Origin of the sequence: Micromonospora sp. NPDC048170 (assembly GCF_040652795.1) — a bacterium.
In the GTDB taxonomy this organism is placed as follows: domain Bacteria; phylum Actinomycetota; class Actinomycetes; order Mycobacteriales; family Micromonosporaceae; genus Micromonospora.
On record NZ_JBEZMR010000003.1, the window covers coordinates 14,404 to 27,404 of the forward strand.

The 13,001-nt window shown below is 70.6% G+C and carries 12 protein-coding genes; 9 read left to right on the forward strand and 3 right to left on the reverse strand.

What is annotated here, in order from left to right; genetic code table 11:
• Positions 1–104: 104 nt before the first annotated feature.
• Positions 105–284 (reverse strand): hypothetical protein, encoded by a 180-nt coding sequence (locus tag AB0D32_RS06620; RefSeq protein WP_357085731.1) that lies wholly within the window; start codon positions 282–284, stop codon positions 105–107.
• A 244-nt stretch (positions 285–528) separates the two neighbouring features.
• On the opposite strand from AB0D32_RS06620, the gene AB0D32_RS06625 reads away from it, so the two are divergent.
• From AB0D32_RS06625 to AB0D32_RS06635, 3 genes are read left to right on the forward strand one after another with little or no spacing between them, the layout of a single operon-like run.
• On the forward strand, positions 529–1,668 hold the full coding sequence (locus AB0D32_RS06625; RefSeq protein WP_357085733.1) for a hypothetical protein: 1,140 nt from the start codon (positions 529–531) through the stop codon (positions 1,666–1,668).
• Entirely contained in the window at positions 1,665–4,223 is a 2,559-nt protein-coding gene (gene pepN, locus AB0D32_RS06630) for an aminopeptidase N (protein WP_357085735.1), read from the forward strand. The genes AB0D32_RS06625 and pepN overlap by 4 nt, the downstream gene beginning before the upstream one ends.
• The gene (locus AB0D32_RS06635; protein ID WP_357085737.1) at positions 4,220–4,852 is read left to right on the forward strand and encodes a flavoprotein; all 633 of its coding nucleotides are present in this window, start codon (positions 4,220–4,222) and stop codon (positions 4,850–4,852) included. The genes pepN and AB0D32_RS06635 overlap by 4 nt, the downstream gene beginning before the upstream one ends.
• Before the next feature lie 42 nt (positions 4,853–4,894).
• Here the strand turns inward: AB0D32_RS06635 and AB0D32_RS06640 are convergent, their stop codons facing one another.
• Both AB0D32_RS06640 and AB0D32_RS06645 read right to left on the reverse strand, forming a co-directional pair.
• A complete protein-coding gene (locus AB0D32_RS06640; RefSeq protein ID WP_357085739.1) occupies positions 4,895–6,526 on the reverse strand; it encodes an amidase in 1,632 nt (543 codons plus the stop codon).
• Entirely contained in the window at positions 6,523–6,825 is a 303-nt protein-coding gene (locus AB0D32_RS06645; protein WP_357085741.1) for a hypothetical protein, read from the reverse strand. Before AB0D32_RS06645 ends, AB0D32_RS06640 begins: the two co-directional genes overlap by 4 nt.
• 253 nt (positions 6,826–7,078) lie before the next feature.
• Here AB0D32_RS06645 and AB0D32_RS06650 point away from each other — a divergent pair, with 253 nt between their 5' ends.
• The 6 genes from AB0D32_RS06650 to AB0D32_RS06675 all read left to right on the forward strand — a co-directional run bounded on the left by AB0D32_RS06650 (position 7,079) and on the right by AB0D32_RS06675 (position 12,656).
• Positions 7,079–8,278: an agmatinase family protein gene (locus AB0D32_RS06650; RefSeq protein ID WP_357085743.1), complete on the forward strand. Its 1,200-nt coding sequence runs from the start codon at positions 7,079–7,081 to the stop codon at positions 8,276–8,278.
• Positions 8,279–8,518: 240 nt separating this feature from the next.
• Complete coding sequence (locus tag AB0D32_RS06655; protein WP_357085745.1) at positions 8,519–8,896, forward strand: DUF2089 domain-containing protein; 378 nt, start codon at positions 8,519–8,521, stop codon at positions 8,894–8,896.
• A complete protein-coding gene (locus AB0D32_RS06660) occupies positions 8,896–9,153 on the forward strand; it encodes a hypothetical protein (protein WP_357085747.1) in 258 nt (85 codons plus the stop codon). Before AB0D32_RS06655 ends, AB0D32_RS06660 begins: the two co-directional genes overlap by 1 nt.
• Before the next feature lie 10 nt (positions 9,154–9,163).
• A complete protein-coding gene (locus AB0D32_RS06665; protein WP_357085749.1) occupies positions 9,164–9,586 on the forward strand; it encodes a hypothetical protein in 423 nt (140 codons plus the stop codon).
• Between the two features lie 80 nt (positions 9,587–9,666).
• The gene (locus tag AB0D32_RS06670; RefSeq protein ID WP_357085751.1) at positions 9,667–12,012 is read left to right on the forward strand and encodes a glycosyl hydrolase family 18 protein; all 2,346 of its coding nucleotides are present in this window, start codon (positions 9,667–9,669) and stop codon (positions 12,010–12,012) included.
• A 170-nt stretch (positions 12,013–12,182) separates the two neighbouring features.
• The gene (locus AB0D32_RS06675) at positions 12,183–12,656 is read left to right on the forward strand and encodes a hypothetical protein (protein WP_357085754.1); all 474 of its coding nucleotides are present in this window, start codon (positions 12,183–12,185) and stop codon (positions 12,654–12,656) included.
• The last annotated feature ends 345 nt before the right edge of the window (positions 12,657–13,001 follow it).

Consider the following 13,001-nt stretch of genomic DNA (forward strand, 5'->3'; position numbering starts at 1 on the left):
ACGGCCGGGACCAGCATGCGTGTCCCGGCCGTCACACCGTCAGCCGGGGCTGCCGGAAGCCGTCGGTGTGCTCACCGGTGCCCTGGCCGGCATCGTGCCCGAGGTCAGCAGCCCGCGCCGCATCCGCAGGTGCAGACGCAGGTGCAGGCCGGCTTGCAGGTTGCCAGGGCCATCGCGTCGAGCTCGTCCCGCATCATCTGGGACACGAGGTCGTCCCAGCTGGCGTCGGAGACGTCCTGCACCTCGAGGTCGAGTTCAGTGTTGATGGCGTTGGTCGATTCCATCACTGGATCTCCTTCTCCGTGCGCAGCACGGACAGCGCCGGCTGTCACACTCTGTAGGCACGTGGGCATAACCCTTCTGCTGCGCCGCATCCCGTAGGAGCAGCGCCCGGCTGCGCCCCGAAGAACCCAGCCGCGCCTTACGGGAGCAGAGCACCAACGAGTTTCGTGACCCGTTTATGGACTGTCAACACTTCTTAAAGTAGAGGGTGGAGGTAGGCCGCTCCGGTCCGTATGCTCACTGCGCGTGAGGAAGCGACCAGTGTCGCGGGCCGATGATGGGAGTGCCGTGTCGCACCAGCCGAGGGTCGTCGTGCTCACCCGCGGTCACGGATACGGCCATGCCGCCCGTGACCTTCAGATCGTCGAGACCATTCGGCGCACCCGGCCGGACGTCCAGCTCGACCTCGCCTCGTCCGGCACCGGCCTGCGCTACTACCGGTCGCGGAACGTGTCCTGTTCGGACCTGGACATCCCTGACGAGCGGGACACCAGCGAGGCCGCCGGCCGGGCCGTGCACCGCTACCTGACCACGCTGCCCCGTCCGGACCTGGTCGTCACCGACGAGGTCATGTGGGCCCTGCCGGTGTGCCGCCGGCTGCTGGACGTGCCCGCGGTGCTCATCACCGACTGGTTCTACGGCGAGTTGGGGTTGCCGCACCTGGACCGCACCCTCAACGAGGCCACCGCGATCGTGGTGCCCGACTTCGCCGCGGCGCATCCCGGGACCGCCGAGATCACCGTGCCGCTGCACTTCACCGGTCCGCTCGTACGCCGGTTCGACGTGGACCGCGCCACCGCGCGGGCAGAACTGGGGTTGCCCGCCGACGCCTTCGTCGCGGTGGTGGCCCTCGGCGGCATGACCGACCGGCCGGACACCCGCGCGATGCTGGCCGCGACCCTGGGCGCCTGGCAGCGTCATGCCGGGGCGGACGACCACCTGCTGGTGCTCGCCGACGAACTGCCCGACCTGGCGGCACCACGACCGGCGAACCTGCGCTGGGCTGGGCTCACCGCCCGGCCGGAGATCCCGTTCTCGGCCGCCGACGTGGTCGTCGCCGACGGGGCCGGGTTCACGGTGTGCGAACTGGTCCGCAACGGGGTGCCGGCACTCGCCATGCGCTGTCCGCCGGTCTCCGACTCCACCCGGCTCCGCCTCGACCTGCTCGAGAGCCACCGCCTGCTGCTGACCGGCGAGCCGGACCTGTCCGTGGACGAGATGTGGACGGCGCTACGGCGGGCGGCCGGGCTGGTCGGCGACCTGCGGTCGGGGGCGGAACAATTCACCTGGGCCACCGTCGAGGCGATCACGGAGACGGTGCTCGGGCACCTGCGGCCACCCGTGGAGGCGGTGGCGACGGCGGTACCGGTGACGGGGGCCTCGTGAGCGCCGTGGACGTCGCAGCCCGGACCCGGCCGGGCGACCTGACCCGCGCCGAGGCGGCCGACCGGACGCGACTGCTCCGGATCGACGGGTACGACCTGGCGGTCGACCTGACCGACGCGACCCGGTTCACGGTGGTCTCGACAATCCGCTTCCGCTGCACCATCCCTGGGCGGAGCACCTTCGTCGACCTGCTGGACGCGCAGGTCGAACAGGTACTCCTCAACGGACGTGCCCTCGATGTGGCGGCGGAGTACGACGGCCGCCGGCTGCGGCTGCCGGATCTCGCGGCCGAGAACGAGCTGCGGGTCGTCTCGCACAGCGACTACGCCACGACCGGTGTCGGCCTGCACCGGATGATCGATCCCGCCGACGGGCGCAGCTACCTGTTCACCCAGTTCGAGGTCGCGCACGCCCGACGGGTCTTCGCCTGCTTCGACCAGCCGGACCTCGGGGCGCCGTTCACCCTCACGGTCACCGCGCCGGCGCACTGGGCGGTGCTGTCGACCTCGGCCACGCCGGCACCGACCGTGCTGGCCGGCGGCGACGCGACCTGGCGGTTCGCGCCCACGCCGGTCCTCGCCACCTACCAGTTCGCGCTGGTGGCCGGCGAGTATGCCGTGGTGGCCGCCGACGGGCCGGTGCCGTTGCGGCTGGCCTGCCGCCAGAGCATGGTCTCCTGCCTGGACGCCGACGAGGTCTTCGCCGCCACCCGGAACGGGCTGACGCACTTCGCGGACCTGTTCGCCCACCCGTTCCCGTTCGCGAAGCTGGACCAGGTCTTCGTACCCGACTACGGCATGGTCGGCATGGAGAACGCCGCCTGCGTGACCCTGTCCGAGGACTTCCTCTTCCGCAGCCGGGTCACCGCCTCGATGCGGGATCAGCGGACCGACGTGATCCTGCACGAGGTCGCCCACATGTGGTTCGGCAACCTCGTGCGCATCGCCTGGTGGAGCGACCTGTGGCTCAAGGAGGCGGTGGTCACCTACCTGAGCACCCGGTGCCGCGCGATCGAGGCGCCGGACGCGTGGCAGGTCTTCGCGGTGGCCAGTGGCTGGGCACGGGCGCAGGACGAGGAGGCGACGACCCACGCGGTGGCCGAGGAGGTCCCGAGCGTCACCGCCATCGAGATCAACTACGACCCGATCACGTACGGGAAGGGGGCAGCCGTCTTCCGGCAGCTCGCCGCCACCATCGGCGACGAGACGCTCGTACGGGGCCTTCGGCAGTTCGTCCACCGGTACGCCGGTCACGCGGTCACCCTCGCGGACCTGGTCGCCACGCTCGGCGAGGCGGCTGGCCGCGACCTGGGCGAGTGGTGCCAGCGGTGGTTGTGCAGTGCCGGGGTCGACGTGCTCCGCGCCGAGCTGACCAGCGACGGGGACCGGATCTCCACGTTCGAGGTCGTCCGGGACGCGGCGACGGACGACGCCCCGCGCCCGCACCGGTTGGCGGTCGGTTGCTACGTACGGCGACCGGAGGGAATCGTGCGGACCGCCCGGCACGACGTGCTCCTCACCGGTGCCCGGGTGGCCGTACCCGGGATCGTCGGCGAGCGTGCCCCGGACCTGGTGCTGGTCAACGACGGGGAGCTCAGCTATGCGCGGGGCAGGCTCGACCCGGTGTCCGTGGCCACGATCCGGCACGGGATCGCCGAGATCCGGGACCCGCTGGCCCGCACCCAGTGCTGGGGCGCGGCCTGGGACATGGTGCGCGACGCCGAGCTGGCGGCCCGCGACTTCCTCACCATGGTCGAGTCGGGCATCGACGCCGAGGAGCAGGTCAGCGCGGTGCAGACCCTGCTGGTACGGGCGTCGGCGGCGCTCGACGACTACACCGATCCCGCCTACCGCCCGACCGGGCGGGCCCGGCTCGCCGCGCTGGCCCTGGAGGGCGTCCGGGCGGCTCCGGCAGGGGGCGACCGGCAACTCTGCTGGGCCTGGACCCTGGCGCTGCAGGCCACCACCTCCGACCAGCTCGCCCTGGCCGAGCGGCTGCTGACCGGCGCGGAGACGATCCCCGGGCTGACCCTCGACACCGAGCTGCGCTGGGCGATCCTGCGGCGGCTGGTGGCCTGCGGAACGGTCGATGTGGACCGGGTCGAGGCCGAGCTGCGCCGTGACCCGACGGCGGCCGGGCGGTGCCGGGCGGCCGGCGTACGCGCGGCGGCGCCGACACTCGCGGCGAAGCAGGAGGCTTGGCAACTCGCGGTCGGTTCGCCCGACATCGAGCCGGAGTTGCTCAGCTGGGTGCTCTTCAGCTTCAGTCAACCGGACCAGACCGACCTGCTCGCGCATTTCGTGGAGCCCTACTTCGCGCGGCTGGACGAGCTCTGGCGCGCTCGTGTGCCGGAGTTGGCGCAGATGCTGGTGGTCGCCCTCTACCCCAGCACGCAGGTGCACGCCGACGTGGCGGCGCGCACGGACCGCTACCTCGCCGAGGCGGACCCGCCCGCCGAGCTGCGCAGGCTGCTCAGCACCCGGCGGGCCGACCTTCGGCGGGCGCTGCGGGCGCGGGCCTTCGACCGGGCGGCGGGACGGAGGGCATCCCCGTGACCGGTACGCCCGAACCCGTGGACCAGGCACGGCAGCGCTCCGGGCCGCCACCGTTCAGCGCCCGGCGGCTCCTGCTCGTCGGGACCGGTTCCGTCGGGGTCGCCTTCCTGCCGTTCTGGGTCAACTGGCTGCGCAGCAGCTATCCGGAACTGGAGATCCGACCGGTGGTGACCCGCGCTGCCCTGCGGTTCGTCACCCTGGACGCGCTGTCCGGGCTCGCCGGCACGCCGGCCGTGCCCGACGCCTGGCCGGACGGGCCGACGACCACCGCGCTGCACGTCGAACTGGCCGAGTGGGCCGACACCGTGCTGGTCTACCCCGCCACACTGCACTACCTGGGGCGGTTGGCCACCGGTCTCGCGGACACGCCCAGCCTGCTGGCGTTGCAGTGCACCTCGGCGGTGATCGGGCTGGCCGCGGGGCTGCCACCGGGCGGCTGGGAGAGCCCGGCCATGCGCCAGCACCGGGCCGCGCTCGCCCGGCGGCCCAACGTGGTCGTGGCGCCTCCGGAGCCGGGCCGCAGCATCACCACCGGCCGTACGGACGCCGAGACGCCGGTCCCGATGTCACTTCTGGTGGCGATGGTGGAGCGACACCGCCGACAGCAGGCGTCGCCCGGAAACGGGTAGCCACCCGGGTGGAGGGCGGGCACGCCCCGCCCTCCACCGTCGTCACTGGGTGAGTTCGGCGACCTGCTCGGCCGTCAGGCGCAGCTCCTCCGCTGCGGAACCGGCCCTGGACCGGGCGGCAGCGGGCGGGTCGGCGGGCCGGCGCAGGTGCCAGTCCGTGGTCGCCTGGTACGCGGCCACCACGGACAGCAGCCGGTCCTCCCCGTACGGCAGGCCACCGAGGATGGTGCCGATCGGCACGCCGGCGCCGGTGAACCCGATCGGGAAGGCGATCTCCGGTAGCCCCAGGATGTCGAAGGGCACCGGGTCGGTCTGCACCACGACGTCGCAGGCGTCGAAGAGGTCGTCGAGCACCCGTTCCAGCAGCAACAGCTTGGCCCGCTGGCCGGTGAGGAACTCGTTGCCGCCCAGCAACGCGCCCTGGAGCCAGCTGGTCACCGACACGCCGAAGCCGCGTAGGTCGCTGCGCAGGTAGGGCATGAACGGCTCGCTGCGCTCGGGCAGGCGGATGTTGTTGAAGGTGCTGCCGGTGAGTTGGCTCCACCCCTCGGGCAGCGGTACGTCCACCAGAGTGGCGCCGGGGATCGCGGCGAGCTGAGCCAGGTACGCCTGGCGGGCCAGCGCGGTGGCCGAGGTGCCGTTGGTGAAGTTGGGCAACACCCCGATCCTCGTGTTCCAGCGCAGCTTGATCCGCTTCCCCCGGTACACCGGAGTGGCCGCGTCGATCAGGTTGGGCACCTCGGGCAGCCCCTGGCTGCGCGGGTCCGCCGGGTCCTCGCCCGCCATCGCGGTCAGCATGATGGCGGCATCCTTGGCATCGCGCGCCAGCGGCCCCGGATGGTCCCGCGTGTAGGAGAGCGGCACGATCCCGGCCGCCGAGACGCGGCCCATGGTCGGCTTGAGCCCGGTCAGGGCCTGGGCGTTCGAGGGTGCGGTGATGGAGCCACCGGTCTGCGTGCCGATGCCGGAGGTGGCCATGCGGCCGGCCACCGCGGTCGCGGTGCCGGTGGACGATCCGCCCGGGTCGGTGTTGCGGTTGGTCGGCGTCCAGGCGTTCACCGTGGTGACCACCCCGGCCGGCGTGGTGGCCCGTGTGGTGGCCAGCGGGCCCATCTGCGTCTTGCCGAGGACGATCGCGCCGCCCGCCTGGAGCCGGGCCACGGCGGTCGCGTCGTACGGCGGCACGAAGTCCTGGAACAGGAAGGAGTTCGCGGTGGTGAGGACCCCTTCGGTGTAGTAGTTGTCCTTGACGGCCAGGGGAATTCCGTGGAGCACCCCGCGCCGGGGCCCGCGGGCGGCCGCGCGTGCCGCCGCGATGGCCGCGTCGGCGAGCACCAGGTTGAAGGCCCGGTAGGTGCCGTCGTACGCGGAGATGCGCGCGAGGTACGCCTCGACCAGTTGCTCGGGGGTGAGCTTGTTGGCCCGGATGAGCCAGGCGGCCTCGGCGATGGTCAACTCGGTCGGATCAGCGACCGCTTCCGGGCGGGGCTTGGCGTAGGCGTTGGGCTGGTCCAGCGCCCCGCTCTTCTTCGAGCCCAGGGACAGTGGGCCGCTCGCGACCGCCATCGAGGGGGCGGCGAGGGTCGCGCCGGCGGTGGAGGCGATGGCCAACGCGGCGGCGCGGGCCAGGAAGGCCCGGCGATCGACCGAACGGTCGAGGGGTTCGACAGTCATGCCTTCCGCCATTCCGTGCTGTTCGCCGGGTACAGGATCGGCACGCGTTGCTGCGACAACGCCGCCGCGACTTTCGGATCGGTCGTGCCGGCGGCGGGCAGCTGGTAGGCGGCCAGCGTGGCGACGGTGCCCCGCATGAACGAGCGCAGCGAGGCGAGCACCGAGTCCCGGCCGGGCGAACCGGTCACGGGATCGGGGGTGGTGCCGGGCGGGAGCTGGTCGAGATCTATGCCGAGGACGGCCAGCCGCGCCCGGATCAGGACGTTCAGTTCGGCATCGGTAGGCGGAGTGGGGGCCATGGTGCTCCTTTCGGGAGGCAGTAGCCGTGTTCCGTCGAGGTGAGCCGAACCTAGGCCGGCCCCCGTGTCGGGAAAGGACCCCGACGTTGGAACTGAGGGAAACTTGAGCCTCCTGACCGGCAGTGGGGGCTCTTGTCGATATGCCCTGTTCACGCCAGTTTGCCGAGCTACGCTCCCGATGTACTACCCGGGCCCCGGCCGAGACGGGTGGCCGAACGGGTCGTGAAAAGACGGCGTCTGAGGGAGACCGGGAGTGACTCATCCGCACGGCAGTTCCCCCGGTCACGATCATGGCCACTCGCACAGCGACGCGTTCGCGCCCAAGGAAGGTAGATGGGCGCAACTCGCGGAGGAGCGACTGTCGCTGTTCCGCCACGACGAGGAGATCGAGCGCGGTCTGGCCTTCGGCCTGCCGGGCTCGCCGACCCTGGTCGACAGGACCATCCCCACGTTCTCCCGCGGCGAGCTGCCGCACTTCGCCGGGGAGCGCGGCACGTTCCTCAACTCCCCGTACCTGGAGGATGTCAACGACATCGAGGACGCCGAGGTGGCTGTCTTCGGCGCGCCCCTCGACTCGGGAGCCACCTACCGGCCAGGTGCGCGCTTCGGCCCGCAGGGCATCCGCCGCTCGACGAACCTGTTCGGCACGTACTGCTACGAGTTGGGTGTCGACCTGCGCGAACAGTTGAACATGGTCGACATCGGCGACGTGTTCACCATCCCGGGCAACCTGGAGAAGTCGTTCGACCAGATCAGCCAGGCCATGGCCCACGTCTACTCCCGCGGCGTGTTCCCCGTCGTCCTGGGGGGCGATCACTCCATCGGGTATCCGACGATCCGCGGCATCGCGCCGTACGTCGAGGGAAACATCGGCATCATCCACTTCGACCGGCACGTCGACACCCAGGAGACCGACCTCGACGAGCGCATGCACACCACCCCGTGGTTCCACGCGACGAACATCGGGAACGCTCCGGCCACGAACCTGGTCCAGATCGGTATCGGAGGCTGGCAGACGCCCCGGGCCGGCGTCAAGGTCGGCCGCGAGCGGGGAACGACAGTCATCACCGTCGGTGACGTGGAGCGGGTCGGTATCGAGAAGGTCGCCGAGGTGGCACTGGAGACGGCGTGGAAGGACGCCAAGGCGGTCTACCTGTCGTTCGACATCGACGTGATCGATGCCGGGTTCGTCCCCGGCACGGGCTGGCCGGAGCCGGGAGGGCTGCTGCCCCGCGAGGCGCTGAATCTCATCCGTATGATCGCCGCCCCCGGACTTGCCGGCCTCGAGGTGGTCGAGTGCGCCCCGCCGTACGACTGGGCGGAGCAGACGGCACTGCTGAGTTCCAGGGTCATCCTCGACTCGCTCGCGGTTCTCGTCCGCGAGGGCCGGCTCGGCAGGAAGGCCGCGGCCAAGAACCGGCACGCGTGGGGTCCCCACACCGTCACCACCTGAATCTCTCCCATGCGCGAGCCGCGACCTCGGTAACGCAGGTGACCTGCCGCGTGCTGTCCTGAGCTGGCCGAGAGCTTGACGACCTCGGACACCGTCGCGGTGACGCCATCGGCGACACGCTCGGTCCGCCCCGGGCGCGGGCACGGCAGACCCAGCGCTGAGGCCGAAGTAAGCCCTGTATTAAGAAAATTAAGATCCACCTCTTGAAAGTTGAAGTCCTCTCCCGGTATAACTTCAGATATGACCGAGAAGGCGATGGACTGGCAGGAGCTCACGAACCTGACCCGGGGTCAGTCGTTCGTCGTCGAGCGGGTGCGCCTCGAAGGCAGCGGCGTCGCGATCGAGGGCGAGTTCGAGCTGCCGCAACTGGCTCAGCTCAACGCCGAGGACCAGGTCTTCGTCACGGCGTTCGTGCGGTGCCACGGTTCCATCAAGGAGATGGAGCGGGTCTTCGGGGTGAGCTACCCGACGGTCAAGTCACGACTGAACCGGATCACGCAGATGCTCGACTTCGTCGAGACCGATCCGGCGCCGTCGCGGGCCGACGTCATCGATCGGCTGCGCCGGGGCGAGATCACCGCACAGCAGGCGTTGTCCGAACTGGAGGGCCGGCCGTGATGCCGCAGCTGTTGACCGTACGGGTCGAACGCCCGGACGGCCGTCCCATCCGGATCTGGGTCCCGGTGCTGCCCGTGGTGCTCGTGCTCTCGCCGGTCGTGGTCCTGGCCCTGGCGGTGGCGGCCGTGGCCTGCCTCGTGCGCGGCGTCAGTGTGGTGCGGGCGTTCAGCACCGGTTGGCGCATCGTCTCCGCGTTGCCCGGCACCCGGGTCCACGTCGAGCAGGGCCGTACGGCTGTGCTCGCCACCGTCCGATAGGAGAGGTTCCATGAACGAACAGCGCAGGGACATCCTCGACATGCTGGCCGAGAGCAAGATCACCGCAGGGGAGGCGGAGCGGCTCATCGCCGCGCTCGAAAGTGACCAGCCGCCGGCGGCGTCGAATCGTGACGTCCGGCCGAAGGGCAGGGCGAAGTACCTGCGGGTGGTGGTGGACGCCCTTGAGGACGGCGAGCCGGCGCGGGTCAACGTGCGGGTGCCGCTGCAACTGCTGCGGGCCGGCGTACGCATGGCGGCGCTGATCCCGCCGCAGGCACTGGACCGGGCCAACGTCGAACTGAGCAGGTCGGGCGTGCCGTTCGACTTGACGCAGCTCAAGCCCGAGCAGCTCGAGGCGCTCGTGGAGCACCTCGACGAGATGACCGTGGAGGTCGACGCGCCCGATGCCAAGGTGCGTGTCTTCTGCGAGTAGGCGGCGACCGGCGGTGACGGCGTTGACTTATCGATCGCCACCGATCTATCTTTTAGGAAACTTTCCTAAAGGAGGACGTCATGGGCGGTCGTACCGGTCCGCGAAGATCCCCCCGTCTGGCGCTGGCCGTCACAGCCCTGCTGGCCGTGGTCGGCGCCATCGTCGCGCCATCGACCGCGGCCCATGCCGCCGCCGGTCTCACCGCCGCCTTCTCCTCGTCCGACAACGGCTCGTGGCGGATGGACAAGTACGTCATCAGCAACCCGACGACGAGCGCGATCTCCGGGTGGACCCTCGAGTTCGACCTGCCGGCCGGGGTGACCATGGGCAACGCCTACCACGGCACCGTCACCCGGGTCGGCAACCGCGTCACGGTCGTCAACGCGCACTACAACGGTACCGTCGCGGCCGGTGGCAGCACCGAGCCGTACAGCTTCTGGTTCATCGGGACCGGGACGGCCGCCGCGCCGACGAACTGCCGGATCAACGGCAACAAGTGCGACGGCAGCCCGGACCGGGCACCGGGCACGCCGACCGGCCTCGCGGTCAGCGGGCGGACCACCAAGACCGTGTCGCTGACCTGGACCGCAGCCGCCGCCACCGACTTCCCGATCGCGGGGTACGACGTGCTGCGCGGCGGGACCGTCGTCGCGTCGGTCACCGGCACCGCGGCGACCGTCAGCGGGCTGACGCCGAACACCCCCTACACCTTCGCCGTCGCGGCCAAGGACACCCGCGGCAACACCTCGCCGGCGAGCGCCACGGTGTCGGCCACCACGCTCAACCCGGCCGACGACACCGTCGCCCCACCGGCATCCGGTGGCCTGCGCAGCACGGCCGTGACCGCCACCAGCGTCGCGCTCGCGTGGAACGCCGTCAACGACGCCAGCGGCATCGCCGGGTACGACGTCTACCGCGGCACCCAGCTCGCCGCCACGGTCAACGGCACGGGCACCAGCATCACCGTCGGCGGACTCACCCCACTGACCACGTACACCTTCACCGTCCGCGCCCGCGACACCTACGACAACGTCTCGCCCGCCAGCGCGTCGGTCACCGTCACCACCGACGACGTGATGGGCGCCGGCCGGTACGCCAAGGTCGGCTACTTCGTCCAGTGGGGCATCTACGGCCGGCAGTACTTCGTGAAGAACCTGGACACCTCCGGCGCGGCGGCGAAGCTGACCCATATCAACTACGCCTTCGCCAACCTCGACCCGGTGAACCTGACCTGCCTGCAGGGCGTCACCCGGGGCACCACCCCGGATCCGCAGGATCCCGACCAGGGCACCGGCGCGGGCGACGCCGACGCCGACTACGGCCGACCGTTCAGCGCGGCGCAGTCGGTGGACGGCGTGGCCGACACCGGCTGGGAGAAGCTGCGCGGCAACTTCAACCAGCTCAAGAAGCTCAAGGCCAAGCACCCGCACCTGAAGATCCTGATCTCGCTCGGCGGCTGGACGTACTCGAAGTACTTCTCCGACGCCGCGGCGACCCCCGCGAGCCGGGAGAAGCTGGTCCGTTCGTGCCTGGACATCTACCTGCGGGGCAACCTGCCGGTGGCCGGCAACGCCGGCGGGCCGGGCACCGCGGCCGGCATCTTCGACGGCATCGACCTCGACTGGGAGTGGCCCGGCGCCGAAGGGCACCCCGGCAACCACTGGGGGCCACAGGACAAGGCCAACAACACAGCTCTGCTCGCCGAGTTCCGCCGGCAGATGGACGAGCTCGGCGCGACCACCGGCAAGCGGTACCTGCTGACCGCGTTCACCCCGGCCGATCCGGCGAAGATCGACGCGGGGTGGGACATCAGCCGCACCGACGGCACGCCGAGCGTCTTCGACTACCTCGACTTCGCCAACGTGCAGGGGTACGACTTCCACGGCGCCGGCAGTGACAACTCGTGGGAGCCGAACCGCACCGGACACCAGGGCAACCTGTACCGCGACGCGCAGGACCCGTATCCGTTCGAGTTCAGCGTCGAACGCGCCGTGCGTACGTACACCGACGCCGGAGTCAACCCACGCCAGCTCACCGTCGGCTTCGCCTTCTACGGCCGGGGCTGGCAGGGAGTGGCTGCCGGGACCCTGCCGGGCGGCGGCTCGGCCAACGGGGAGTGGCAGACCGCCACCGGGGCGGCGCCCGGCCAGTTCGCCGAGGAGGCGGGCACCCGCGGGTACGCCAACCTGCTCGCGATGGTGCCCGGTTGCACCGTCCAGCACGACACCCAGTCGGTCTCGTCGTACTGCTACACCGGCAACGGCGGGCAGTGGTGGACCTTCGACGACCCGTGGTCGATCGGCCAGAAGACCACCTGGGCCAAGCAGCAGAACCTGCTCGGCGGCATGATCTGGGAGATGTCCGGCGACACCACCACGGGCACCCTGATGTCCGCGGTGGACACCGGCCTGCCGTCACCGCGCTGACACGCACCCGGGGGCGGCGGGGCCACCGCGCCGTCGCCCCCGGCCTCGGCCGTGAGCACTGTGGACGGAGGTGAACGGTCAGCGATCTCCATGCCGGGAGCACAATCGCCGACGGGAACGTCGCTTGTGCAATAGTGATGGTGAATGTGTCCCTCATGGAAGGATTTCTTATGGTCTTCGCGATGCATCGGTCCAGGACCCGCACCCTGATCGGAGCAGTCCTCGCCGCAGTGCTGGTGGCGGCGACGCTCGCCGTGACCGGCTCGCCCGCATCCGCGCACACCAAGCTGAGCCCTCGGGCATCCTGTTCCGGCACTGAGTTGTCGCCACATCGCGACGCCTACGGCGGCGCGATCTCCGTGTTCATCTCATACTCCAGCGCCAACGGGGGAACGAACTGCGTCTGGGCCCAGAAGAATCTCAACCGCGACAAGTCCGAGCACATGGAGGTCTTCATCGGCAAGTGCGCCACCGGCAGCTCGGGCAACCCGTGTGAACCACTCGTCTTCGATCGCGATTCCGGGAACTTCCAGTACTACGCCGGTCCCGCCCAGGTCACCGGGACGGCCGGCCGGTGCATCCTGGTGTACGTGGTGTACCGAAACCTCTCCGAGGAGCGTTGGGGACCGATCCACTGCAGCTAGTAATCCGCGCTGCGTGGGGCGGTGGTGGTCGCCGAGCCGGTCTGTGGGGGATCTGGTCGTATGACGCTGTCGAGCTGAGTCGTCTGTGACATCAGGCGGTGTCTGGGCCACGGCGGCACCAGACAGCGGTGAATCGTCTGCGACATCAGCTCGACAGCATCCCCGCGCATGGATCCTCCGCCGACGGGGGACACCGGGTCGATCGCCGACGGTGTCGAGATCCTTCAGGCCGCTCTCGCCCGCGACCCAGAAGGCCCCCAACCTCGCCGAGCGGGACCACCCACCCCGCCCGGTCCCGCCCCCTTTTCGTGGGAGCGGGGCCGGGCTGCGGTGGCAGGTGCGGCA